27 protein-coding genes are annotated in these 25,542 nt (G+C 41.8%); 24 read left to right on the top strand and 3 right to left on the bottom strand.

What is annotated here, in order from left to right:
- Positions 1 to 137 precede the first annotated feature (137 nt).
- Both ODU37_RS03665 and ODU37_RS03670 read right to left on the bottom strand, forming a co-directional pair.
- Positions 138 to 521, bottom strand: coding sequence for a hypothetical protein (locus tag ODU37_RS03665; RefSeq protein WP_024400299.1), 384 nt, complete (start codon positions 519 to 521; stop codon positions 138 to 140).
- A gap of 60 nt (positions 522 to 581) precedes the next feature.
- Positions 582 to 995 (bottom strand): DUF6556 family protein, encoded by a 414-nt coding sequence (locus ODU37_RS03670; protein ID WP_024400300.1) that lies wholly within the window; start codon positions 993 to 995, stop codon positions 582 to 584.
- A gap of 112 nt (positions 996 to 1,107) precedes the next feature.
- Between ODU37_RS03670 and ODU37_RS03675 the strand changes: the two genes are divergently transcribed.
- From ODU37_RS03675 to ODU37_RS03785, 23 genes are all read left to right on the top strand, one after another.
- Positions 1,108 to 2,250: a cysteine desulfurase family protein gene (locus ODU37_RS03675; RefSeq protein ID WP_024400301.1), complete on the top strand. Its 1,143-nt coding sequence runs from the start codon at positions 1,108 to 1,110 to the stop codon at positions 2,248 to 2,250.
- A gap of 6 nt (positions 2,251 to 2,256) precedes the next feature.
- The gene (locus ODU37_RS03680; RefSeq protein ID WP_044762094.1) at positions 2,257 to 3,141 is read left to right on the top strand and encodes a DapH/DapD/GlmU-related protein; all 885 of its coding nucleotides are present in this window, start codon (positions 2,257 to 2,259) and stop codon (positions 3,139 to 3,141) included.
- A gap of 4 nt (positions 3,142 to 3,145) precedes the next feature.
- Complete coding sequence (thiI, locus tag ODU37_RS03685; protein WP_044762095.1) at positions 3,146 to 4,363, top strand: tRNA uracil 4-sulfurtransferase ThiI; 1,218 nt, start codon at positions 3,146 to 3,148, stop codon at positions 4,361 to 4,363.
- A gap of 118 nt (positions 4,364 to 4,481) precedes the next feature.
- Entirely contained in the window at positions 4,482 to 5,810 is a 1,329-nt protein-coding gene (brnQ, locus tag ODU37_RS03690) for a branched-chain amino acid transport system II carrier protein (protein WP_044762096.1), read from the top strand.
- A gap of 337 nt (positions 5,811 to 6,147) precedes the next feature.
- A complete protein-coding gene (rplU, locus tag ODU37_RS03695) occupies positions 6,148 to 6,471 on the top strand; it encodes a 50S ribosomal protein L21 (protein WP_044667261.1) in 324 nt (107 codons plus the stop codon).
- A gap of 45 nt (positions 6,472 to 6,516) precedes the next feature.
- Entirely contained in the window at positions 6,517 to 6,810 is a 294-nt protein-coding gene (gene rpmA, locus ODU37_RS03700; RefSeq protein WP_009909754.1) for a 50S ribosomal protein L27, read from the top strand.
- A 209-nt stretch (positions 6,811 to 7,019) separates the two neighbouring features.
- The gene (locus ODU37_RS03705; RefSeq protein ID WP_105158580.1) at positions 7,020 to 7,121 is read left to right on the top strand and encodes a transcriptional regulator; all 102 of its coding nucleotides are present in this window, start codon (positions 7,020 to 7,022) and stop codon (positions 7,119 to 7,121) included.
- A 101-nt stretch (positions 7,122 to 7,222) separates the two neighbouring features.
- Complete coding sequence (locus ODU37_RS03710) at positions 7,223 to 8,137, top strand: LysR family transcriptional regulator (protein ID WP_023370460.1); 915 nt, start codon at positions 7,223 to 7,225, stop codon at positions 8,135 to 8,137.
- On the top strand, positions 8,130 to 8,594 hold the full coding sequence (gene lspA / locus ODU37_RS03715) for a signal peptidase II (RefSeq protein WP_015646892.1): 465 nt from the start codon (positions 8,130 to 8,132) through the stop codon (positions 8,592 to 8,594). Before ODU37_RS03710 ends, lspA begins: the two co-directional genes overlap by 8 nt.
- Positions 8,578 to 9,471 carry an RluA family pseudouridine synthase gene (locus tag ODU37_RS03720; protein ID WP_398580416.1) on the top strand — a complete coding sequence of 298 codons (894 nt, stop codon included), beginning with the start codon at positions 8,578 to 8,580 and terminating at the stop codon, positions 9,469 to 9,471. The genes lspA and ODU37_RS03720 overlap by 17 nt, the downstream gene beginning before the upstream one ends.
- 80 nt (positions 9,472 to 9,551) lie before the next feature.
- Positions 9,552 to 9,890 (top strand): zinc ribbon domain-containing protein YjdM, encoded by a 339-nt coding sequence (locus ODU37_RS03725; RefSeq protein ID WP_012775074.1) that lies wholly within the window; start codon positions 9,552 to 9,554, stop codon positions 9,888 to 9,890.
- Between the two features lie 47 nt (positions 9,891 to 9,937).
- Positions 9,938 to 10,585, top strand: coding sequence for a Pr6Pr family membrane protein (locus ODU37_RS03730; protein ID WP_029752175.1), 648 nt, complete (start codon positions 9,938 to 9,940; stop codon positions 10,583 to 10,585).
- A 198-nt stretch (positions 10,586 to 10,783) separates the two neighbouring features.
- A complete protein-coding gene (gene pyrR, locus ODU37_RS03735; RefSeq protein ID WP_011922318.1) occupies positions 10,784 to 11,305 on the top strand; it encodes a bifunctional pyr operon transcriptional regulator/uracil phosphoribosyltransferase PyrR in 522 nt (173 codons plus the stop codon).
- 55 nt (positions 11,306 to 11,360) lie between these two features.
- Positions 11,361 to 12,284, top strand: coding sequence for an aspartate carbamoyltransferase catalytic subunit (locus ODU37_RS03740; protein WP_002939139.1), 924 nt, complete (start codon positions 11,361 to 11,363; stop codon positions 12,282 to 12,284).
- Between the two features lie 247 nt (positions 12,285 to 12,531).
- Positions 12,532 to 13,611, top strand: coding sequence for a carbamoyl phosphate synthase small subunit (locus ODU37_RS03745; protein WP_029752176.1), 1,080 nt, complete (start codon positions 12,532 to 12,534; stop codon positions 13,609 to 13,611).
- A gap of 359 nt (positions 13,612 to 13,970) precedes the next feature.
- Positions 13,971 to 17,150, top strand: coding sequence for a carbamoyl-phosphate synthase large subunit (carB, locus tag ODU37_RS03750; protein WP_238710696.1), 3,180 nt, complete (start codon positions 13,971 to 13,973; stop codon positions 17,148 to 17,150).
- A 63-nt stretch (positions 17,151 to 17,213) separates the two neighbouring features.
- Positions 17,214 to 17,969: a class I SAM-dependent methyltransferase gene (locus ODU37_RS03755; RefSeq protein WP_398580427.1), complete on the top strand. Its 756-nt coding sequence runs from the start codon at positions 17,214 to 17,216 to the stop codon at positions 17,967 to 17,969.
- Entirely contained in the window at positions 17,966 to 18,613 is a 648-nt protein-coding gene (gene pcp, locus ODU37_RS03760) for a pyroglutamyl-peptidase I (protein ID WP_398580417.1), read from the top strand. The genes ODU37_RS03755 and pcp overlap by 4 nt, the downstream gene beginning before the upstream one ends.
- Positions 18,613 to 18,921: a DUF4298 domain-containing protein gene (locus tag ODU37_RS03765; RefSeq protein WP_024381802.1), complete on the top strand. Its 309-nt coding sequence runs from the start codon at positions 18,613 to 18,615 to the stop codon at positions 18,919 to 18,921. The genes pcp and ODU37_RS03765 overlap by 1 nt, the downstream gene beginning before the upstream one ends.
- A 124-nt stretch (positions 18,922 to 19,045) precedes the next feature.
- On the top strand, positions 19,046 to 19,318 hold the full coding sequence (gene rpsP / locus ODU37_RS03770; RefSeq protein ID WP_002940682.1) for a 30S ribosomal protein S16: 273 nt from the start codon (positions 19,046 to 19,048) through the stop codon (positions 19,316 to 19,318).
- A 21-nt stretch (positions 19,319 to 19,339) separates the two neighbouring features.
- Positions 19,340 to 19,582 (top strand): KH domain-containing protein, encoded by a 243-nt coding sequence (locus ODU37_RS03775; protein ID WP_012028079.1) that lies wholly within the window; start codon positions 19,340 to 19,342, stop codon positions 19,580 to 19,582.
- 74 nt (positions 19,583 to 19,656) lie between these two features.
- Complete coding sequence (locus ODU37_RS03780) at positions 19,657 to 21,393, top strand: ABC transporter ATP-binding protein (RefSeq protein WP_398580418.1); 1,737 nt, start codon at positions 19,657 to 19,659, stop codon at positions 21,391 to 21,393.
- 8 nt (positions 21,394 to 21,401) lie between these two features.
- Positions 21,402 to 23,171 carry an ABC transporter ATP-binding protein gene (locus ODU37_RS03785; RefSeq protein WP_398580419.1) on the top strand — a complete coding sequence of 590 codons (1,770 nt, stop codon included), beginning with the start codon at positions 21,402 to 21,404 and terminating at the stop codon, positions 23,169 to 23,171.
- A gap of 56 nt (positions 23,172 to 23,227) precedes the next feature.
- Here ODU37_RS03785 and ODU37_RS03790 read toward each other — a convergent pair whose 3' ends face one another.
- Positions 23,228 to 24,151, bottom strand: a complete 924-nt coding sequence (locus tag ODU37_RS03790) for a polysaccharide deacetylase family protein (RefSeq protein ID WP_014735889.1) — start codon at positions 24,149 to 24,151, stop codon at positions 23,228 to 23,230.
- Between the two features lie 104 nt (positions 24,152 to 24,255).
- Here ODU37_RS03790 and ODU37_RS03795 point away from each other — a divergent pair, with 104 nt between their 5' ends.
- Positions 24,256 to 25,542, top strand: coding sequence for a homoserine dehydrogenase (locus ODU37_RS03795; protein ID WP_053867127.1), 1,287 nt, complete (start codon positions 24,256 to 24,258; stop codon positions 25,540 to 25,542).

Here is a 25,542-nt window from a genome sequence, read left to right on the forward strand (position 1 = left end):
GTAAAAATGAGGACAGGGAAGCCTTTTTATTTTGTCCAAATAGCCACTATTCTGGCAAAAAGACGGACTATCAGACCAATAAACAGAAAAAGACAAACATCAAGCGAGATGTTTGTCTTCATTCTGAAAAGAAAGGGTTAGCCTTTCTTTTTAGTTTGTAAATAATGATAGCGATAAACTGCATAACGTTCAATAAGGCGGTAGCCTATTCCTCCTGCGATTGCATGTACAATCAGGGCAATGTGCAATTCTAGTGGTGCTTTTATAGTGATACCAAATAGAATACCGATTACAGTCCATCCTAGTATCACCCACCATAAGTACTTAAATGGAGCATACTGGCCATCCTGGTCTTTAACTTCACTGGGAACCCTGATTGAACAGCCGGTTAATACTCCCATGGGGAGCAATGAACGAGTATCAAATGGTTCTGGTAAAAATGACGATAAGGCGAAGACTTGTATAAGTGCAAAAATCAGTAGCCAAACGAAAATCGGCGTTTTTAGAATGACGTATTTCATATTGCACACCTCCTGAAATTAGTATATCAAATCCAAGAAAGTAAAACAAATATTTTTGTGCTATTGATTAGAAGTCGTTTCGGATGCCCCACTAGTTACCTCTGTATCAGTACTGGTTTCTGTCCTTGTCTCCGAAGCTTGGGTAACAGACGTTTCTGTAGACGAGGAAGAGGCAGTAGACTCTACTGAAGAGCTGGTCTCGGTTTGGGTTGAGGATGTTGTTTCGGAGCTTGAACTTGTTAAATCTTGTACTTCTGTTAACGGATTGTCGCTGGATGATTGGCTGGGGCTAGTGTCGCTGGATGATGAAATGGTAGTACTTGGAGATGTTGAGGATGTTGCAGGTTTTGCTGTAAAGGTGTAGATAGTGATGCAGGCAGTGATAATCCCTAAAATAGACCCGATAAAGGTTAAATATTTTTGAAAATTAGTTAAACCAGCCGGTTTTTTATTTGTATTCTTACGTGTATTCATGATGTACCTCCACCTTTAGTTTAAGATAGGAAGTTTAAAACTATCTTAAAGATTGCCGAAAGGCATAAAAACATGATAAAATAGGACTATTGCAATAAAAGGAATATAAAAAATGATCTATTTTGATAATGCGGCAACGACACAGGTCTATCCAGAAGTTCTCAAGACCTATACGGAAGTGGCGACAAAAATCTGGGGAAACCCCTCTAGCCTCCATAGTTTAGGCAGTCAGGCAACACGGATTTTAGAAGCTTCCCGCAAGCAAATCGCAGACTTGCTTGGCCAGGATAGCAAAGAAATCTTTTTCACCTCAGGTGGTACGGAAGGTGACAACTGGGTCATCAAGGGAGTAGCATTTGAAAAGGCACATCTGGGCAAGCACATCATCGTGTCAGCTATTGAGCATCCAGCGGTAAAAGAGTCTGCACTTTGGCTCAAAACGCAAGGTTTTGAGGTGGATTTGGCTCCGGTCAATGCCCAAGGTTTTGTTGATGTTTCAGCCTTAGAAAGCTTGATTCGTCCAGATACCACACTGGTTTCTATCATGGCCGTCAATAATGAAATTGGTGCTATTCAGCCCATTCAGGAAATTTCCCAGCTTTTAGCTGATAAGCCAACCATTTCCTTCCATGTGGATGCTGTGCAGGCTATCGGCAAGGTGCCGACGGAACGGTATTTGACAGACCGAGTTGATTTTGCCAGTTTTTCAGGTCACAAATTCCACTCCGTCAGAGGAGTAGGTTTCGTCTATGTCAAGTCAGGCAAGAAAATCGCTCCGCTATTGACAGGAGGAGGACAGGAAAGCGACAAACGCTCAACAACTGAAAATGTGGCAGGTATCGCAGCAACGGCTAAGGCGCTCCGCTTGACCTTGGACAAGGCGACAGACAGCCAGAAGCGACTTGTAGCCATGAAGCAGATTCTGGTAGATGAATTGGGCAAATACGACGATGTGACAGTTTTTTCTGGAATAGATGACTTTGTGCCAAGCATCGTAACTTTCGGGATTAAAAATATCCGTGGTGAAGTTATCGTCCATGCCTTTGAAGACCACCAGATTTACATTTCGACAACCTCGGCCTGCTCGTCCAAGGCTGGAAAACCAGCTGGAACACTAATTGCTATGGGTGTTCCGCAGAAGTTGGCTCAAACTGCCGTCCGTATCAGCTTGGATGATGATAATGATATGGGGCAAATCGAACAATTCCTCACGATTTTCAAACAAATTTATCAAAACACACAGAAAGTAAGGTAGCAACTGATGACGGATGTTCTTTCGGAATCAAAGTTAATCAAAAAAGGAAGTTTTTATGATTTTCAGCTTTCGCCAGTTGGGAAACTCTCAGTTGGAAATAATGTTGTTTTGCGTAATTTTATCAGTATTGAAGTCAATAATGGTGCGTCTTTAACATTGGGTGACAATGTTTATATCAACAACTATTCGAATATCCGTTGTTTTCACTCGATTGAGATTGGTGAAAATACTATGCTAGGAGATGGTGTGCGAATTTTTGACTTTGATCATTCTTATTCTGCTTACCATATTGGCAGGTTGTCTTCTACAGTTGCTCCAGTTGTAATTGGCAAAAATTCCTGGATTGGAGCGAACTGTGTGATTACAAAAGGAGTCACCATTGGAGATAATGTAATCATCGGTGCAGGGACTGTTGTTACAAAAGATGTTCCAAATGATTCTTTGGTATATGGTCAAAAGAATTTAGTTATAAAGAAAAGAGAACAAGCCAGTACACATGCTTTTATCCTTACAGTATCAGATAGGATTGAGCATATTGAGTATCTGTTGGAACATTTACCGGAGATGGATTTTCATATAGCTGCTCCAACCTGTATCTCTTCAAGTTTGGAACAATTAGGACGCAAATTTTCCAACTGTCAACTTTATCCATTGGTGTATGCAGATTATAGTTTGGATATATTACTGAAGCAAGCAGATTGTTACTTAGATATCAATCATGGTAGAGAAGTAGATGAAATAATTAGTAAAGCATTAGAATACAATAAGGTTATCCTCTCTTTTTCAAATACTTCTCATCGTTTGGATGAAGATAAAATTATTCAAATTGATTCAGAGAAACCGGAGTTGATGGTTTCAGAACTTAAAAATATTATAGGAAGTAGGCAGTAGACTATTGAACTATTCAGAAATTATGATTCGCTATGGCGAATTGTCAACTAAAGGGAAAAACAAGATGCGGTTTGTTAACAAACTCCGCAATAATATCAAGCATGTCCTTTCTGTTTACCCAGAAGTGACGGTTTATTTTGACCGTGACCGTGGTCATGTCTATTTGAACGGGGCAGATTATCAGGAAGTCTCAGCTTCTTTGAAGAAGATTTTTGGGATCCAAAATTTCGCACCATCTTATAAGATTGAAAAGTCTGTTCCGGCCTTGAAAGAGGCAGTTGTGGAGATTATGCAGTCTATTTACAAGGAAGGGATGACATTCAAGATTGCGGCACGTCGAAGCGACCACAGTTTTGAACTGGACAGCCGTGACCTTAACCAAGTCCTTGGAGATGCGGTTTTTACAGCCATTCCAAATGTGCAAGTGCAAATGAAGTCACCAGATATTACCTTGCGAGTGGAAATTCGTCCTGACGCTGCTTATATTTCCCATGAAGAAATCAAGGGAGCGGGCGGTCTTCCAGTTGGTACATCTGGCAAGGGTACGCTGATGCTATCAGGTGGTATTGATTCGCCTGTTGCGGGCTATTTAGCACTTAAACGTGGGGTTGAAATCGAAGCCCTGCACTTTGCAAGTCCGCCTTATACTAGCCCAGGTGCACTTAAAAAGGCCCATGATTTGACTCGTAAATTGACTGCCTTTGGTGGTAATATCACCTTTATCGAAGTGCCGTTTACAGAAATTCAAGAAGAAATCAAGGAAAAGGCACCTGAAGCTTATTTGATGACCTTGACACGTCGCTTCATGATGCGGATTACAGACCGAGTACGGGAAGAGCGTGGTGCCATGGTTATTATTAATGGTGAAAGTCTAGGACAAGTGGCCAGTCAAACCTTGGAATCCATGCAGGCTATCAATGCGGTGATAAATACACCTGTTATCCGTCCAGTCGTTACCATGGACAAGTTGGAAATCATTGATATTGCTCAAGAAATTGATACATTTGACATTTCCATCCAGCCATTTGAGGATTGCTGTACTATCTTTGCCCCTGACCGTCCAAAAACCAACCCTAAAATTAAAAATGTCGAGCAATACGAAGCCCGTATGGATGTTGAAAGCTTGGTAGAACGAGCTGTGGCTGGGATTATCGTAACTGAAATCACACCGAAAGAGGAAGTGAAAGACGAAGTGGATAGTTTGATTGAAGACTTACTGTAGCATACAATTATTTTGACATACATGTAAATCCAGTTATTGCTGGATTTTTTAATACGAATCGTTCGGAAAAATCGAATTTGTATGATATAATAAGACTTCAGAAAAATACAAAGGAGTTATTATGAAAAAAGGAGCGCTAACAGGTTTACTCCTGTTTGGTATGTTTTTTGGTGCAGGAAACTTGATTTTCCCACCTGCACTTGGTGTCTTATCTGGTGATAATTTCTGGCCAGCCATTTTAGGATTTGTCGTATCAGGTGTCGGAATTGCCGTGATTGCTTTGATTGTAGGAACACTCAACCCTAAAGGGTACGTACATGAGATCTCACGTAAGATTTCACCCTTGTTTGCTACTGTTTATCTTGTTGCCTTGTATTTGGCGATTGGACCATTTTTTGCAATTCCACGTACAGCTACAACGTCATTTGAGGTTGGAATTGCTCCATTGTTGGGTGAAGCGAATCTGGGTCTATGGTTGTTTGGTTTTACAGCTCTTTACTTTGTGGCAGCCTATTTAATTGCCCTCAATCCATCTCAAATCTTAAACAGTATCGGACGTATTTTAACCCCTGTTTTTGCCATTTTGATTGTGATTTTAGTGGTGCTAGGTATTGTTAAATATGGTTCTACAAATCCACTTCCTGCAGCCGATGCTTACTCAGCAGGACAGGCATTTGGTACAGGATTTATTGAAGGATACAACACCCTTGATGCCCTTGCCTCAATTGCCTTTAGTGTTGTAGCAGTGAATACCTTAAAACAACTTGGTTTCTCCAGCAAGAAGGAATATGTTTCAACCATCTGGTCTGTTGGTTTTGTTGTGGCCTTAACTTTCTCAGCACTCTATGTCGGTCTGGCCTTCCTTGGAAATCATTTCCTAGTGCCTGCTGATGTTTTGGCTTCTGATACCAACAAGGGTGTTTACATTCTTTCGCAAGCAACACAGGCTATTTTTGGACCAGGTGCACAAATTTTCTTAGCTGCCATGGTTATCGTTACTTGTTTTACGACAACGGCTGGCTTGATTGTTTCTTCAGGTGAATTTTTCGCTGAGCGTTTCCCACATTTTAGCTACAAAGTGTATGCGACAATCTTTACTTTGATTGGTTTTGGGATTGCTAACCTCGGTTTGAACAATATCATCACTTTCTCAGTTCCAGTTCTTTTGGTTCTCTATCCAATTACCATCTGTATTGTCTTGATTACCATTGTGAACAAATTTGTACCGCTTTCGACCTACGGTATGCAATTAACTGTGGGAGTAGTGACAGCTTTGTCATTGGTAGAAGTGTTAGCAGGACAATTCAACTGGACTGCTGTTTCAAAAATCATCTCAGCTCTGCCATTGGCTGGACAATCATTAGCATGGTTATTACCAGCTCTTGTCGGAATTGTCCTCTCTCTGTTCTTACCAAACAAGCAGGAGAGCGAAGTTTTTGAAATGTAAGAAAAATAATTCAAAACACTTGCTTTTGCGAGTGTTTTTTGGTATATTACAATAGTTGACTATGCACACATCCTGTGCAACCGCACGAATACCGTTGCTCTGCAAAAATTAAGCTCAAACGTCGTTGACTTAACTTGGTGAACCTAAGTTCTACCTGCGTCTGCGACGACACGAACTATGTTCGTTATATTTCCAACCTTCAATAGTCTATCCTTAGACTATTGAAGCAAGTCTGACCTTAATTTTTATTGAGCAAGATAAAGTGGTTCGTCCCACGGTACTAGGCGAGTCTTCACATCAAATTCGGGCAAGGCCCAAAAATCATAGGAGGTGCATAATGAGCACATATGCAATCATTAAAACTGGCGGCAAACAAGTTAAAGTTGAAGTCGGTCAAGCTATCTACGTTGAAAAATTGAACGTTGAAGCAGGTCAAGAAGTTACTTTCGAAGAAGTAGTTCTTGTTGGTGGTGAGAAAACTGTTGTGGGTACTCCACTTGTAGCAGGCGCTACTGTTGTTGGTACTGTTGAAAAACAAGGTAAACAGAAAAAAGTTGTTACCTTCAAGTACAAACCTAAAAAAGGTAGCCACCGCAAACAAGGTCACCGTCAACCTTACACAAAAGTTGTTATCAACGCTATCAACGCTATCAACGCTTAAGGCGTAGCTTGAAGCAATCATTACAGAAATTCGGAGGAATAACATATGTTAAACTTGAATCTTGCTAACTTGCAATTTATGGCCCACAAAAAAGGTGGAGGTTCAACGTCAAACGGTCGTGATTCACAAGCAAAACGCCTTGGTGCGAAAGCTGCTGACGGCCAAACTGTATCAGGTGGTTCAATCCTTTACCGCCAACGTGGTACAAAAATCTACCCAGGAGCTAACGTAGGTCGTGGTGGAGATGACACTCTTTACGCTAAAGTAGAAGGCGTTGTACGCTTCGAACGTAAAGGTCGCGATAAGAAACAAGTATCTGTTTACCCAATCGCAAAATAAGTCTGAAAATGGCTTAACAATAGGCTTTCCGAGTTGTTTTCGGAGAGTCTTTTTTGTAATTTGATTTTGCTATTTTTAAAAGTGTACGATAGAAGTGATTCAAGACGGCAATATCTTCACTATAGGATAAAAATATTTTGCCTTCTGCACTGTTGCGCTTCCTATAAGTTCTACGTTCAGGAGTAGATGAAATGTTCAGAGGAAGTGGTATGGGTTCCAACTTAGTAAAATTAGTCATTAATGATTTGGCGAACAGAAATTCCAAAGCCTTTCAAATTGCAGTTGAAGAAGAGAAATTGGGAACCTGGTAGTTATATAATAGAAGAATAGTCTATTTGCGAAAACGCAAGAGTTCAGCAAATTCTTGCGTTTTTTGATATAATGGTAGAAGCAGTTTTAAGAGGTATCGGGTATGAATATTCAACAATTGCGCTATGTGGTGGCGATTGCCAATAGCGGGACTTTTCGTGAGGCAGCGGAAAAAATGTACGTTTCCCAGCCTAGTTTGTCTATTTCCATTCGTGATTTGGAAAAAGAGTTAGGTTTTCAAATTTTTAGCCGAACTAGTTCAGGAACTTTTTTGACACAAAAAGGGATGGAATTCTATGAGAAAGCTCAGGCTTTAGTTAAGGGATTTGATCAGTTTGAGCATCTCTATTTGCAACCTGAGGAAGGTGAGAAGACTTTTTCAATTTCAAGTCAGCATTATGATTTTCTTCCCCCATTGATTACGGAGTTCTCTCGTAGCCACCCGCAGTACCCTCATTTTCGCATTTTTGAATCGACTACAGTACAGATCTTAGATGAGGTTGCTCAAGGTTATAGCGAGCTTGGTATTATTTATTTGAACGAGAGAAATACAAAAGGAATCATGCAGAAATTGGATAAACTTCACTTGCAAGCTGTAGATTTGTCTGCATTTCAGACTCATATCTACCTTCGTGAAGATCATCCTTTGACAAAGAAAGCTGAGATTGAGCCAGCAGATTTGGTAGGTCTACCTACCGTACGGTTCACTCAAGAAAAAGAGGCTTATCTCTATTATTCCGAGAACTTGATTGATACGTCGGATTCCTCGGTTGTGTTTGATGTGACAGACCGTGCTACTTTGAATGGAATTTTGGAGCGTACGGATGCCTATGCAACTGGTTCGGGCTATCTTGATGATGAGAGTGTCAATGGCATTACAGTAATTCCTCTCAAAGGAAAGGTAGACAATCGCATGGTCTACGTTAAACGAGCCAATGATGAACTTAGTTCTTGTGCCAAAGACTTTATTGAAACCATGCAGGCATATTTTGATAAGAAGAAGGATGAAAATGCGTAAAATTGGATTTCCATTTTTGATGGTAGTATTAATTGGTCTGGACCAGCTTGTAAAAGCTTGGACAGTTGCCAATGTTGAATTAGATACGGTAACGGAATTTATACCAGGATTGATGAGCTTAGCTTATCTAAGAAATTATGGTGCGGCCTGGTCGATTTTACAAAATCAGCAGTGGTTTTTCACGATAATGACAATTGTTGCTGTGACAGGCCTAGTGTGGTACTATATCAAACAGATCAAGGGTAATATCTGGACTTTATTCAGTCTGTCTTTGATGATTGCTGGTGCTCTTGGGAATTTTATTGATCGTCTTAGACTGGGATATGTGGTGGACATGTTTCACTTGGATTTTATTAGTTTCCCTGTATTTAATGTAGCAGATGTTTGTCTGACAGTTGGTGTAGGTATTTTATTTATTTGTATTATGAAAGAAGAGAGTAATGGAAGTAAGAGTTGAAGTTGGTGGCATTCGTTTGGATAAGGCATTGTCGGATTTGACGAATTTGTCTCGTTCGGTTGCAAATGAGCAGATTAAGGCTGGTCAGGTTTTGGTCAATGGACAGCCTAAAAAAGCTAAATATAGTGTACAGGTTGGGGATGTCCTAACCTATCAAATTCCAGAAGTAGAAGAAATCGACTATGTTGCTGAGGATATTCCTTTAGAGATTGTCTTTCAGGACGAGGATGTTGCTGTTGTAAATAAACCTCAAGGGATGGTCGTTCATCCGTCGGCTGGTCACACGTCTGGAACGCTAGTTAATGCTCTTCTTTATCACGTAAAAGATTTGTCAGGCATCAATGGTGTCTTGCGACCAGGAATTGTTCATCGGATTGATAAGGATACTTCTGGCCTGCTCATGGTTGCTAAAAACGATGATGCCCATACAAAGCTTGCTGCTGAATTGAAAGACAAGAAATCCCTTCGTAAGTATTGGGCCATTGTACACGGCAATCTACCAAACGATCGCGGGGTAATTGAGGCGCCGATTGGTCGTTCTGAGAAAGACCGCAAGAAACAAGCGGTGACTGCCAAAGGGAAAGAAGCGGTGACACGTTTTCAGGTTCTGGAGCGTTTTGGTGACTACACTTTGGTGGAATTGACCTTGGAAACAGGACGAACTCACCAAATTCGTGTCCACATGGCTTATATTGGTCATCCGGTTGCGGGTGATGAAGCTTACGGCCCAAGGAAAACACTAAAAGGGCATGGCCAATTTCTTCATGCCAGAACGCTTGGATTTACCCATCCGAGAACTGGCGAGGTTGTTGAATTTACGGCAGAAGCGCCAGCTATTTTTCAGGAGGCACTTGAAAAACTGCGCAAGGCTGAATAATAGCATGAAAACCTTATCATCTTGCCCATTTTTTCAACAAATGCTATACTAGAACATGAAAAATGTTAAGGAGAGTAAGAATGGAAACTTTACCAAATTGTCCAAAATGTAATTCTGAATATGTCTATGAAGACGGTGCCCTCTTGGTTTGCCCTGAGTGTGCATACGAATGGAACCCAGCAGATGTAGCTGAGGAAGAAAGTGGACCTGTTGCAATTGATGCTAACGGTAATCGTTTGGCGGACGGCGATACTGTGACGCTTATCAAAGACTTGAAAGTGAAAGGTGCGCCTAAGGACCTTAAACAAGGTACACGTGTTAAAGGCATCCGTATCGTTGAAGGCGATCACAATATTGATTGTAAAATCGATGGTTTTGGTGCCATGAAGTTGAAATCTGAATTTGTTAAGAAAATCTAAGAGAGAGGACTGGTTAACCAGTCTTTTCCTGTTTTTGAAAGGATATTATGAAACATCAAAGTATTTTGTTTTACAGTAGATGCCTGTTAGCCATTTTAGCCATCACAGGTACCGCCTTAGAAATCATTAAATATGGTATCGGGATGCTCATGTATTATACGGTACAATCTAATTTATTAGTATCTCTGTTTGCTATCTATATGGTCTATGCCATGAGTAAAAGTGTGGATTTACAGACGTCACGTTTTCTTCGGATAAAGGCTGCTGTAACCATGTCTATCATGATTACCTGTGTAGTCTATCACTTTATGTTGGCACCTTTGGCAGACGATTTCTGGCGACTTGAAAATCTGCTCTGCCATTATATTGTTCCCTTATATTTTTTGTTAGATACCCTAATAGTAGATCGTCAGCAACAGTACAAGTGGTTTGACCCGATTTGGTGGACGCTTCTGCCTGTTCTCTACATGATTTTTGGTCTAGTGAATGGTCTTTTCATAAAAATTCCAATCCCAGATGCTAAGGACAGTCCTTTTGCTTATTTCTTTCTCAATGTCCCTAAGTATGGTTGGACCTATGTTTTGACTTATGCTGGAGTCATCTTTATCGCCTATCTAGTCTGCGGTTTTCTATTGGCGGGACTAAAATCCATAAACCTTAAGACTTCATTGTCTTTTGGAAAAAATTCTCAGTAAAATCCGATAATTTCTATATTTTTTCAGAAAAAAATTGTCAAGGCTGAGATTTTATGCTATACTCTGCTTAATAAATCCTTTAAAACCTGTCCAGAGAGGCAGACAAGGAGTCGGATGTTAAGCAGGTTGGTTCTAACTAGCCTATATTTTCATAGTCTCCTTGTATAAGGAGACTTTTTCTATACTTTTGGAGGTCTTATGAAGACAAAAGAAATCGTTGACGATATGACTATGAAACGGGCAATCACCCGCATCACTTATGAAATTATCGAACGGAATAAGAATTTGGATAATATTGTCCTTGCAGGGATTAAAACACGGGGTGTTTTCATTGCAAAGAGGATTCAGGAGAGACTTAAGCAATTAGAGGGTATCGACGTTCCGTTGGGTGAGTTGGATACCAAACCGTTTCGAGATGACATGAAGGTAGAAGATGATACGACAAATATGACTGCCAATGTCAACGATCGTGATGTTATATTAGTAGATGATGTGCTTTATACAGGACGAACTATTCGTGCTGCTATTGACAACATAGTGTCCTTGGGCCGTCCAGCTCGTGTTAGTTTAGCGGTACTTGTGGATCGTGGACACAGGGAGTTGCCTATTCGAGCAGATTATGTTGGGAAGAATATCCCAACTAGCCGTTCTGAAGAAATCATTGTGCACATGGCTGAAATCGATGGTCAAGACGCTGTCCTTCTGGTTGAAGGTGCATAGTCGCTTCGTTTACAAATTCTCATTCTACATCTAGATCATAAAGGTAGGTATCATCATGACAATTACAAATGGTAAAGTTTCACTCAAACACTTGGTTACAATGGAGACCCTCTCAAATGAAGAAGTATTGGGACTCATTCAACGTGGTATTGCTTTTAAACGCGGTGAAAAGGTAGAGTTGGATCGGAAGTACTATGCTTCTAACCTTTTCTTTGAGGATTCAACTCGGACGCATAAGTCTTTTGAAATGGCAGAGCTTCGTTTGGATATGGGAATGATTGACTTTGATGCTCGTACCAGCTCAGTCAATAAGGGTGAAACCTTGTATGATACCATTTTGACCATGTCGGCACTTGGGGTAGACATCTGCGTGATTCGTCACTCGGAAGTGGATTATTACAAGCAATTGATCGATAGTCCTACCATTCAGACTTCAATTGTCAATGGTGGTGATGGTTCAGGTCAACACCCAAGCCAATCCCTACTTGATTTGATGACTATTTATGAAGAATTTGGAACTTTTGAAGGCTTGAAGATTGCCATTGCAGGTGATATTACACACTCACGGGTTGCTAAGTCCAATATGCAAATTTTGAAGCGTCTGGGAGCTGAGATTTTCTTTGCTGGACCGGAGGAATGGTACGCAGAGGAATTTGACGTCTATGGTCAGCATTTGAATATTGATGATATTGTGGAAACGGTAGATGTACTGATGTTGCTCCGTGTGCAACACGAGCGTCATGATGGTGATGGTGGTTTTTCTAAAGAAACTTATAACCGTTTGCATGGTTTAACAGAGGAGCGCTACAAACGCTTGAAAGATACTGCAATTGTTATGCATCCTGCCCCTGTTAACCGCGATGTTGAGATTGATGATTCTCTAGTTGAAGCACCCAAATCACGTATTGTCCGTCAAATGCAGAATGGTGTATTTGTCCGGATGGCGATTTTGGAAGCAATTGTCAATGGCAAGGCTTAAAAGTAAGCTGTTCAGGTATCTTAGAACTGAGCAGTTAGAAATTTGTTAGACTTATCTTATTTAATGTCGCCCAGAGAGGCGACGAATAGAAAGGAGAAGGTACAGGTTCGAGTAAGATTTGATTTTTATATTCGAACACGCCCTAAGGACTGTGTGAAAAAGATAAATATCGACTTGACGCCTATAGCGTCGGCGCCGAATTTCCTATTTTCACTTTGTCCTTTTAACGGGCTTTGTATCATAGATTATGTCAAAAAGACGTTTAATTTTGGAAAATGGCACTATTTTTGAGGGGGAGGCCTTCGGTGCTGATATTGATGTGACTGGTGAGTTGGTTTTCTCAACTGGGATGACAGGTTATCAGGAATCCATCACGGACCAGTCTTATAATGGTCAGATTTTAACCTTTACCTATCCCTTGGTAGGAAATTACGGGATTAACCGTGATGATTTCGAGTCGATCAAACCGACTTGTAAGGGAGTGGTTGTTAGCGAGTGGGCTCGTCGAGCAAGTAATTGGCGTAACCAGATGACTTTGGATGAATTTTTAAAGGTTAAGAAAATTCCAGCAATTTCTGGAATTGACACACGCGCCCTAACTAAAATTATTCGTCAGCACGGGACCATGAAGGCGACATTGGCAAATGTTGGTGATTCCGTTGAGCATTTGACAGACCAGTTGAGAGCGACTGTTTTGCCAACCAACAACATCCAGCAAGTATCGACAAAAACAGCCTATCCTGCACCTGGAGTTGGACGTAGTGTTGTTTTGGTTGATTTTGGATTGAAACATTCTATTCTTAGAGAGTTAGCCAAGCGTGATTGCAATGTGACAGTTGTCCCTTATGATACGACTGCTGAAGAAATTCTTGCCCTCAATCCAGACGGTGTCATGCTTTCAAACGGTCCTGGTAACCCAGATGATGTTCCAGAAGCTTTGGACATGATTCGGGGCATTCTCGGAAAAATTCCAATTTTTGGTATCTGTATGGGGCACCAACTCTTTGCTAAAGCAAATGGGGCAACGACTTATAAAATGAAGTTTGGTCACCGTGGTTTCAACCATGCTGTTCGTGAAATTGCGACAGGTCGAGTGGACTTTACCAGTCAGAACCACGGTTATGCAGTGGCTCGTGAAGATTTACCTGAATGTTTAATGATTACTCATGAAGAAATCAATGACAAATCAGTAGAAGGGGTACGCCACAAGTACTATCCAGGTTTCTCTGTTCAATTCCACCCAGATGCTGCACCTGGTCCACATGATGCCAGCTATTTGTTTGACGAATTTATGGAATTGATGGATTCGTTTAAAAAAGGGCAGTAAGGCTTAACTACTATCGAGCTAAACCTTACTGCGTCGGTCAGAGCAAGTCGGACTTCATGCTAACGCATGTGTCCTCCTACGCAAAGTCCAATGGGACCTTTGCTAACTCTGACACTAGTTTAGAATTTCAATTATTATCGAATTGAGATTCTAAACGTCGGACTTATCTTATTTAATGTCGCTCAGAGAGGCGACGAATAGAAAGGAGAAGGTACAGGTTCGAATAAGATTTGATTTTCATATTCGAACACGCCCTAAGGACTGTGCGAAAAAGATAAACGTCGTCTTGATGCTTGAAGCATCAGCGTCGTGTTTCCTATTTTCGCTTTGTCCTCTTAACGGGCTTTGTATCATACATTATGCCAAAACGTACGGATATTAAGAAAATTATGGTGATTGGGTCTGGTCCGATTATTATCGGTCAGGCTGCGGAGTTTGATTATGCTGGGACTCAGGCTTGTTTGGCTTTGAAGGAAGAAGGCTATAGCGTTGTTCTGGTCAATTCAAACCCTGCGACCATTATGACAGACAAGGAAATAGCAGATAAGGTTTATATTGAGCCAATCACGCTTGAATTTGTCACACGGATTTTACGGAAGGAGCGTCCAGATGCTCTCTTGCCAACCCTGGGTGGTCAGACTGGTCTCAACATGGCCATGGAATTGTCTAAGGCTGGTATTTTAGATGAGCTTGGAGTTGAGTTGTTGGGAACTAAACTGTCTGCAATTGATCAGGCAGAGGATCGCGACCTCTTCAAACAACTCATGGAAGATCTCAATCAGCCTATTCCTGAGTCAACGATTGTGACAACAGTTGATGAGGCTTTGGAATTTGCTGCTGAAATTGGCTATCCTGTCATTGTTCGTCCAGCCTTCACGCTGGGTGGTACTGGCGGTGGTATGTGTGCCAATGAAGAAGAACTGCGTGAAATAGCAGAAAATGGTCTAAAATTGTCACCAGTGACCCAGTGTTTGATTGAGCGTTCGATTGCTGGTTTCAAAGAAATTGAATACGAAGTGATGCGGGATGCGGCTGACAATGCCTTGGTCGTATGTAACATGGAAAACTTTGACCCTGTGGGAATTCATACAGGAGATTCTATCGTATTTGCCCCAACGCAGACGCTTTCGGATATTGAAAACCAGATGTTGCGTGATGCCAGTCTCAGCATTATTCGCGCCCTCAAAATCGAAGGTGGCTGTAATGTGCAGTTGGCACTTGATCCACATAGTTTCAAATATTATGTCATTGAAGTCAATCCTCGTGTATCGCGTTCCTCTGCCTTGGCGTCGAAAGCGACAGGTTATCCTATTGCCAAATTGGCAGCAAAAATTGCGGTTGGCTTGACCTTGGATGAAATGGTAAACCCAGTTACAGGAACAACCTATGCCATGTTCGAGCCTGCTCTTGACTACGTTGTGGCTAAGATTCCACGTTTCCCATTTGACAAGTTTGAAAAAGGGGAGCGCCGCCTTGGAACGCAGATGAAGGCAACTGGTGAGGTCATGGCTATTGGTCGCAATATCGAAGAAAGTCTGCTCAAGGCCTGCCGTTCTTTGGAAATCGGTGTTTACCACAATGAAATGCCAGAACTCAGCCAAGTGACAGATGACCAATTGGTTGAAAAGATTGTCAAGGCACAGGATGATCGACTCTTCTATCTTTCAGAAGCCCTTCGACGTGGCTATACAGTAGAAGAACTAGCTCAATTGACGAAGATTGATCTTTTCTTCCTTGATAAGTTGCTTCATATCTTAGAAATCGAGCAGGAATTGGCAATTAATCACGATAATATTGATTTATTGAAAAAAGCTAAGAAATACGGTTTTGCAGACCGCAAGATTGCGGAACTCTGGGGCAGAACTGAATCCTACATCCGTCAACTGAGAACAGACCACAAGATTGTACCCGTTTACAAGATGGTGGACACTTGTGCGGCTGAGTTCGAAAGTTCCACGCCATATTTCTATTCAACTTATGAGTGGGAAAATGAGTCCATCCGTTCGGAGAAAGAATCTGTTTTGGTGCTGGGTTCTGGTCCAATTCGTATCGGTCAGGGCGTTGAGTTTGACTATGCGACGGTGCATTCTGTTAAGGCTATTCAGGCAGCGGGCTACGAAGCTATCATTATGAACTCAAACCCTGAAACTGTGTCAACTGACTTTTCGGTTTCGGACAAGCTTTACTTCGAGCCGTTGACCTTGGAAGATGTTTTGAATGTGATCGACCTTGAGGAACCCAAAGGGGTTATCGTTCAGTTCGGTGGCCAGACGGCTATCAATTTGGCAGAGCCATTGGCCAAAGCAGGCATTCCAATCTTGGGGACACAGGTGGCGGATTTGGATAGAGCTGAAGACAGGGATTTATTTGAAAAAGCCCTGAAAGACCTAGGGATTCCACAGCCACCAGGCCAAACCGCAACCAACGAAGAGGAAGCTCTTGAAGCGGCCCGCAAAATTGGTTTCCCGGTACTTGTTCGTCCCTCTTATGTCTTGGGCGGTCGTGCTATGGAGATTGTCGAAAATGAAGAGGATTTACGTTCTTATGTGAGAACTGCGGTCAAGGCTTCGCCAGAGCACCCAGTTTTGGTGGATTCTTACATCGTCGGTCGTGAGTGTGAAGTGGATGCTATTTCAGATGGTAAGGATGTCTTGATTCCGGGTATTATGGAGCATATCGAGCGCGCTGGGGTTCACTCAGGGGACTCTATGGCCGTTTATCCGCCACAAACCTTGTCCAAAGAAGTGCAGGCGACCATTGCAGACTACACCAAACGCTTGGCAATCGGTCTCAACTGTATCGGTATGATGAATATCCAGTTTGTCATCAAGGATGAAACGGTCTATGTCATTGAGGTCAATCCTCGTGCCAGTCGTACGGTGCCATTCTTGTCCAAAGTCACAGACATTCCAATGGCTCAGGTTGCAACCAAATTGATTTTGGGACAAAGCCTTGCGGAACTGGGTTACCAAGACGGTCTTTATCCTGAGAGCAACCAAGTGCACGTCAAGGCACCGGTCTTCTCGTTCACGAAACTAGCAAAAGTAGATAGTTTGCTGGGACCTGAGATGAAATCTACTGGTGAAATTATGGGGTCAGACTTGACACTGGAAAAAGCGCTTTATAAGGCTTTCGAGGCAAGTTATCAGCACCTGGCTGAGTTTGGCAACGTTGTCTTTACCATTGCAGATGAAGACAAGGAAGAAGTGCTTGGTCTGGCTCAACGTTTCTATGAACTTGGTTATGGCCTACTGGCTACGGCAGGAACAGCCGCCTTTCTAACAGAAAATGGACTTGCTGTAACAACTGTTGGCAAATTAGGCGATGATTCCTGTCCAGATATTCCTAGTCTTGTTCGGGCAGGTAAGGTTCAGGCTATTATCAATACGGTTGGGAAAAAACGGGTGGCAGATGGTGACGGTCAAGTCATTCGAAGCTCTGCCATTGAAGGTGGAATCCCACTCTTTACAGCCCTTGATACAGCAGAAGCCATGATTAAGGTGTTGGAAAGCCGTAGCTTCATGACACAGGCTATATAGAAGATACTATCAGGATGAGCTTTGAGTTCGTCCTGATTTTTTGATATACTGAAGAGTATGAAAATGATTGTAACAACTAGTCTTGGGATGGATGAGGGGCTGGTCTATAGGGCTAGACGGATTGCCAGTGAACTGGGAATTGAATACAAGGAAAGAAAGAAGCAGTCGGTTGGAAAAATGTTAGGTACCTACGAGGCTGTCTTGGTTCTTTATAAGGATAAATTGATACTAGAACAGAGGGGTGGGCAGGTTTTATTTTTCCACCCAGATACTGCCATGTTGCGGATTAAGTCTGGAAGAGATCCGCTTTTAGGATTGCTTGGAAAAGAAAAACAATCAATAATAGACTGTACTATGGGCTTGGGATCTGATAGCATAGTGTTAGCGAGTGCTGGTCATCGGGTGACAGCCTTGGAAAGTTCTAAGCTAGTGCACTTTATTGTGAGTCGGGGTTTACAGGATTTTGATAGTGGGCTGCAAGAGGTCAATCGAGCCATGAAATCTATCCAGACAATTTGGACAGATAGTTTGACTTATTTGAAAGAGCAAATAGATAAGTCTGTTGATGTCATTTACTTTGATCCCATGTTTTCAGAAGAAATCAAGGAATCACAAAATCTTTCTGGCTTGTCTGGTTTGGCTGACAGAAGCCGTTTAACGGAGGAAATTGTATCTGAGGCTAAACGAGTAGCTAGGAAGAAATTGATTATAAAGGCTCATTTTCGAGATCAGGTCTTTGAAGAATTCGGCTTTAAACGTCATGTCAGACCCAATCAAAAATTTCACTACGGAGAAATTATTTTGGAGGAGGAAGTATGAAAATCATCGTAACAGGCTTTGATCCCTTTGGTGGCGAGCCTATTAACCCATCCTTGGAAACGATAAAATCTCTACCTAAGACCATTGCTGGTGCAGAGATTATTCTTGTAGAGATTCCGACTGTTTTTGACAAGGCTGCGGATGTTTTAGAGGAGAAAATGGCAGAACATTTACCTGATGCGGTACTATGTATTGGTCAGGCTGGTGGGCGAGTTGATTTAACTCCTGAGCGTATAGCCATTAACCAAGATGATGCACGCATTCCAGACAATGAAGGGCAACAGCCGATTGATAGAACGATTCGAGAAGATGGTCAGCCTGCTTATTTCTCCACCTTACCCATCAAAGCAATGGTTGAAGCTATTCATAAGATTGGGCTTCCAGCTTCTGTTTCTAATACTGCTGGGACCTTTGTCTGCAACCATCTCATGTATCAAGCTCTTTACTTGGCGGAGAAACAATTTCCAAAGACTAAGGTCGGTTTTCTCCATATTCCCTTCTTGCCAGAGCAGGTTGTCGACAAGCCAGGACTGGCTTCCATGTCTTTGAACGATATTGTAAGAGGAGTTGAAGTAGCTATAGGAGCGATTGTTGAATATAGGGATAAAGAGGATATTAAAAAGGGTGGTGGTAGTACACACTGATGAAAAATATTATGGAAGCAAGAAAACGTGTAGAGGAAATGGAAAAAATATTTAACAGACAGCTAGAGCTGAACCAGTCCCTTTCCGATAGTATGGCACAACTTAGCCAGGAACAATCGACTTATTTACAGTTATTAGATTATTACCAGAGCCAGACCTATATGGAAGATCTTGATTTATCTAATAAGGGTCATTTCAATGGTATTCCTTGCGGAGTATTGAGTGAAGATGGAGTCTATAATTTACTGTTTGACCGTACAAATCTAGCAAGTCAACTGAGAGAACTAGCAGATATGCTCGAACAATAAATTTTTTTAAAACCTGTCAAGTTTTTTTCTTGACACCCTGTCAAAGTGTGGTATAATAGAACATGTGCTAAATAGCTCTGCTATTTCACCGAATAAAAATACAAAGAAAAGAGAACATTTAAAAATGGCAGTAAAAATCCGTTTGACTCGTATGGGTTCTAAAAAGAAACCTTTCTACCGTATCAACGTTGCAGACTCACGTGCACCACGTGATGGTCGTTTCATCGAAACTGTTGGTACTTACAACCCACTTTTGGCTGAAAACTCAGTAACTCTTAAAGAAGAGCGTGTACTTGAGTGGTTGGCAAAAGGTGCACAACCATCTGATACAGTTCGTAGCCTTCTTTCAAACGCTGGCGTATTGAAGAAATTCCACGAACAAAAATTCTCTAAGTAAGAACAGTAAGCGAGAACACTTATGGACATGATTGAAAATCTCATTATTGCGATTGTGAAACCTTTGATTTCACAGCCTGATAGCTTGACAATAAAAATTGTTGATACACCTGAATTCTTGGAATATCATTTGGATTTGGATCAATCTGATATTGGACGTATCATTGGTAGAAAAGGACGCACAATTTCTGCAATCAGAACGATTGTCTATTCTGTTCCAACAAGTGATAAAAAAGTTCGTTTAGTGATCGACGAGAAAGAATAGAAAGTCACCGTTTGGTGGCTTTTAACGTTAAAAAGGGGCCTAGCCCCTTTTTAACATATAGAAAGGAAGAAATGATGAATCTGATTTGGACCTATTTGAAAAAATATCCTAAGTGGATTGCCTTAGACTTGTTCGGAGCTTTCCTATTCATTGTAGTTAACTTGGGCTTGCCGACATTTTTGGCAAGAATGATTGACCAAGGGATTACAAAAAACAATGTTGGACAGCTTTACTACTGGGCGGGGATGATGGGATTGATTGTTCTGCTCGGTATTGTTGGTCGAGTGACACTTGCCTATGCAGCTGGAAAATTGACTACCAACATCGTCAAAGATATTCGAAATGATCTGTATGAGAAAATTCAGGACTATTCTCATCATGAATATGAGCAGATTGGTGTTTCTTCTCTAGTTGCTCGTATGACAAATGATGCTTTTGTTCTTATGCAATTCTCTGAAATGGTGTTGAAACTGGGTATTATTACACCCTTGATGATGATTGCTTCTGTCATCATGACCTTGGTAACCAGTCCGAGCTTGGCCTGGACAGTAGCAGTAGCCATGCCTTTTCTGGTTTTTGTTATTTTCTATGTGGCAACCAAAACTCGTCCTCTTTCTGAAAAGCAACAAAAACGTTTGGACACGATCAACCAATATGTTCGTGAAAATCTCATGGGCTTACGTGTCATTCGTGCCTTTACTCGTGAGGAGTTTCAAGAGGAGCGCTTTGAGTCGGTCAATGAGGAATATACCGATATTTCCAAAAAACTCTTTAATCTGACTGGATTGACAGAGCCGCTCTTTGTCCAGATTATTATTGCTATGATTGTAGCCATTGTCTGGTTCGCATTGGCTCCTTTACAAACAGGCAGTCTGCAAATCGGTGATTTGGTAGCCTTTATCGAATATAGTTTCCACGCGCTTTTCTCTTTCTTGCTCTTTGCTAACTTGTTTAACATGTATCCACGTATGTCGGTATCGAGCCAACGGATTCAGGAAGTCTTGGACATGCCCATTTCCATTTCTAAGAATGAAGACGGCATAACTGAAACAGATACTCGTGGTTATTTGGAATTTGAAAATGTAACGTTTGCCTACCCTGGTGAAACGGAATCGCCTGTGCTGCACAATATTTCCTTCAAAGCTAAGCCTGGTGAAACGATTGCCTTTATTGGTTCAACAGGTTCTGGTAAGTCTTCCTTGGTCAACTTGATTCCACGTTTCTATGATGTGACACTTGGTCGTATCTTGGTGGACGGTGTGGATGTCAGACGCTACAATCTAAAGGCACTCCGCAGCAAGATTGGCTTTATTCCGCAGAAAGCTCTGCTATTTACCGGAACTATCGCGGAAAACTTAAAGTACGGTAAGATGGATGCTAGTCTTGCAGAACTTCATGATGCGACGGATGTGGCTCAGGCTAAGGAGTTTATCGAGAGTAAGGAAGAAAAATTCGACACCCATCTAGCTGAGGGCGGAAGCAACCTGTCAGGCGGGCAAAAGCAACGTTTGTCCATTGCACGTGCTATTGTCAAACAGCCCGATATTTATATTTTTGATGATTCTTTCTCAGCCTTGGATTATAAGACGGATGCAATTTTGCGGAGTCGTTTGAAGGAAGTGACGGAAAATGCGACGGTGCTGATTGTTGCCCAACGCGTCGGAACCATTATGGATGCTGACCAGATTATCGTGCTGAACGAAGGTGAAATCGTTGGCCGCGGCACCCACAATGAATTGATGGAAAGCAATGAGATTTACCGAGAAATTGCCAACTCTCAACTTAACCGTCAATCGCTAACAGAAGAATAGGAGGAATTATGAAGAATAGATCAGTATTTACCCGTGTTTGGGACTATTTGCGTCGTTATAAATCTTCTGTATTTTTAGCTGTTTTTCTAAAGACCATCAGTGCAGTTATGAATGCTCTGGAGCCCTTTGTACTTGGGCTTATCATCACAGAATTGACCAAGAATCTGTTGGACATGGCAAATGGAGTAGACGGAGCGCAGATTAACTATTCCTACATTGCCATCATGCTTGCGCTCTATGCACTTCGTGCCCTTATGTATGAAATCGGCGCCTATGGTTCTAACTATTTTATGACCAAGGCAGTGCAGGGAGCAACCAAGGAACTGCGGCAGGATTTGAGTCACAAGATTAACAAGATTCCTGTTTCTTATTTTGACAAGCACCAGTATGGTGATTTGCTAGGTCGTTTTACAAGCGATGTCGAAACTGTTTCCAATGCCCTACAACAAAGTTTCCTTCAGTTAGTCAATGCCGTCCTGACTCTCTCTCTAGCCATGTTCATGTGTTTCTGGTTGGATGTATCCCTGGCTCTTGTGGTCGTAACCTTGGTTCCAGTGACCTATTTTGGTTCCAAGTTTGTCATGGGCAAATCCCAGCCTTATTTCAAGCAACAGGCTGATGCCCTAGGTCGATTGAACGGCTTTGTCCAAGAAAATCTGACAGGTTTTAACGTTCTCAAACTCTACGGCCGTGAAGAAATTTCTACAGAAGAATTTCGCCAGATTACCGCAGATTTGCAGGAAGTTGGTTTCAAGGCTAGTTTTATGTCAGGCTTGCTCATGCCCCTGGTACACGGCTTATCGAACATTGCCTATGTAGTCGTGGCCTTACTTGCTGGTCTGAAAGTTCTTGCGGGTACATTGACAGTTGGTAATATGCAGGCCTTCGTCCAATACGTCTGGCAGATTTCTCAGCCAGTCCAAACCTTGACCCAGTTGGCACCCCAGTTGCAGTCTGCTAAATCTTCCCTTGAACGCATCTTTTCAGTCTTAGATGAGCTTGACGAAGAAGACGCCAATGCGCTAGAGTTGACAGCTAGTCTGACCGGACAAGTCAGCTTTGAACAGGTTGAATTCGGCTATTCAGAAGACAAGCCGCTTATCCGTAACTTTAATCTTAATGTTAAGCCAGGAGAAATGGTGGCTATCGTTGGACCAACGGGGGCAGGTAAGACTACTCTTATCAACTTGCTCATGCGTTTCTATGATGTCACATCCGGTGCTATCAAGGTGGATGGGCAGGATATTCGAAATCTTTCACGTCAATCCTACCGTAGTCAATTTGGTATGGTCTTGCAAGATGCTTGGCTCTATGAAGGAACCATCAAGGAAAACATGCGTTTTGGACGACTGGATGCGACGGATGAGGAAATTGTGGAAGCTGCCAAAGCAGCAAACGTTGACCACTTTATCCGTACCCTGCCTGGTGGCTACAACATGGAAATGAACCAGGAATCCAGTAATATTTCCCAAGGTCAGAAGCAACTTTTGACTATTGCGCGTGCCTTGTTGGCAGACCCTGCTATTCTGATTCTTGACGAAGCGACTTCTTCAGTTGATACCCGTTTGGAACTCTTGATTCAAAAGGCCATGAAACGGTTGATGAAAGGGCGGACAAGTTTCGTCATCGCTCATCGCTTATCTACCATTCAGGAAGCTGATAAGATTTTGGTCTTGAAAGATGGACAGATTATCGAACAAGGTAACCATGAAAGTCTTTTGGCAGACAAAGGTTTCTATTATAATCTTTATCAAAGCCAGTTTAGTGAATCCAAATAAAAAACGAACTCCCTTGTCAGTGACAGGGAGTTTTCTCATATACATGTTTGTGAAAATTAATAGGAAATTTCGGATAATAGTCCCTCAGCGGTAGTGGTTGGGAGGATGCGGACACGATTGAGAGTCAGTAATCCGTCACTAGCAGAAGCTAAGCCGTTGTTAGTAGTCACACCAAGTTTGTAGCCAGCTTGTTCAGTTAAGGCTACTGTATCTGCTGAGTATCGTCCACCAGGGTAGGCGATAGCGATGGTTTCCTGATTTAATTGGCTGTCAAGATAGGCTTTAGAGGAAGTAAGTTCATTTGTTTGATCCTCGATAGAACTATACTCTAAATCAGGGTGGTTGACGGTATGCCCTTGGAAGGAGAGCCCTGCGGTCTGCATTTCCTTGATTTGATCAAGAGTAAGGTGCCCTGCTTGTCCATATTCAGTAAACCCTGTAATGACATTGTTGGTTGCCTTCATTTGATATTGCTTAAGCAATGGGTAGGCATAACTATAAAAATCCCAGAGGCTATCGTCAAAGGTTAGCCAGACAACCTTTTTGCCAGCAGGAAGGACATTTTCTGTCAATACCTTATAAGCCTCTTCAGGTGATAAAGTATAGTAACCTGCATCTTGCAATGCTTTTAGATGACTTTCGAAAGTCGTTGGATCTACGATAAGATTCGCATTAGCTTCTTCCTCAGGAGCCATTACGTGAATGGCATGATACATGAGGATTGGAAGTTTGATAGGTTCAGTTTGTTGTTCCCAAATGATTTCTGTTTGTACTTCACTACTTTCTGAAGTCATAACACTCGAACTGGTTGTTGTCTCTACCGTTGAAGCTTTGGAATCACTTTGTTGCTTAGATGGCTGTTTTAGAAAGATTAGAAAAATAGATAGTAGAGTCACTACTAATAATGCGATACCAAGTAGCATTGGCACAAGTTGTTTCTTTTGTGTGCGGCTTCGACGGGCTCTTCTTGAATGTTTCATTATCTTATCTCCATAATCATATATTAAAACAATTATATCAAATTTTTTGCCAAATAGTCAGAATATTTGTTATAATGGGAGAAATACATTTTAAAGGAGAGCACATGGTAGTTAAGATAGGATTATTAGGATTTGGAACCGTTGCGAGTGGTGTGCCATTTTTATTAGAAGAAAACCAGGAAAAAATAGAGAAAGCCGCGCATGATAGTATTGAAGTTGCTAAGGTTTTGGTCAAGGATGAAGCAGAAAAAGACCGTCTCTTGGCTGCAGGTCATGACTATCATTTTGTAACAAATATTGATGACATTTTGGCTGACGAAGACATCGCCATTGTCGTTGAGCTGATGGGACGTATTGAGCCAGCAAAAACATTTATTACACGTGCCTTGGAAGCAGGCAAGCATATTGTAACAGCCAATAAGGATTTACTTGCTGTTCATGGTAGCGAATTGCGTGCCTTGGCTGAAGAGAAAGGTCTTGCACTTTATTATGAAGCTGCAGTTGCAGGTGGTATTCCAATCTTGCGTACCTTGGTTAACTCATTGGCTGCTGATAAGGTGACTCGTATCCTAGGTGTATTGAATGGTACTTCAAACTTCATGTTGACTAAGATGGTTGATGAAGGATGGACTTACGAAAAAGCTCTTCAAACAGCACAGGAACTTGGCTATGCAGAATCTGACCCAACAAATGACGTTGAGGGAATTGATGCGGCTTACAAGGCTGTTATCCTCAGTCAATTTGCTTTCGGGATGACAGTTGATTTTGAACACGTAGCACACAAGGGTATTTCAAATATCACGCCAGAAGATGTAGCAGTGGCACAAGAGTTGGGCTATGTCATCAAACTTGTGGGTGATATTCAAGAAACTACCTCTGGTATTGCTGCCGAAGTATCTCCAACCTTCCTACCGAAAAATCATCCACTTGCAAGCGTGAATGGTGTGATGAATGCTGTATTTGTCGAATCTATCGGCATCGGCCAGTCTATGTACTATGGACCGGGTGCTGGGCAAAAACCGACTGCAACAAGTGTTATGGCTGACATTATTCGTATCGTTCGTCGCTTGAAAGACAATACTATCGGCAAAGCTTTTAACGAATATAGCCGCCCACTTCAATTGTCCGCCCCAAGCGATGTGAAGAGCGAATATTATTTCTCAATTGATGCGCCTGATAAAAATGGAAAAATGCTTCGTTTAGCAGAAATCTTCAATTCTGAAGAAATTTCCTTCAAGCAAATTCTGCAACAAGCTGCAGATGGAGAAACAGCCCGTCTAGTGATTGTGACCCATGAAATGAGTAAGACTCAGTTGGAAAATGTAACAGACAAATTGAGTAAAGAAACAGACTTTACTGTCTTAAATACCTTTAAAGTACTGGGAGAATAA

This window comes from Streptococcus sp. 2021WUSS109 (assembly GCF_044427305.1).
Lineage (GTDB): Bacteria > Bacillota > Bacilli > Lactobacillales > Streptococcaceae > Streptococcus > Streptococcus suis.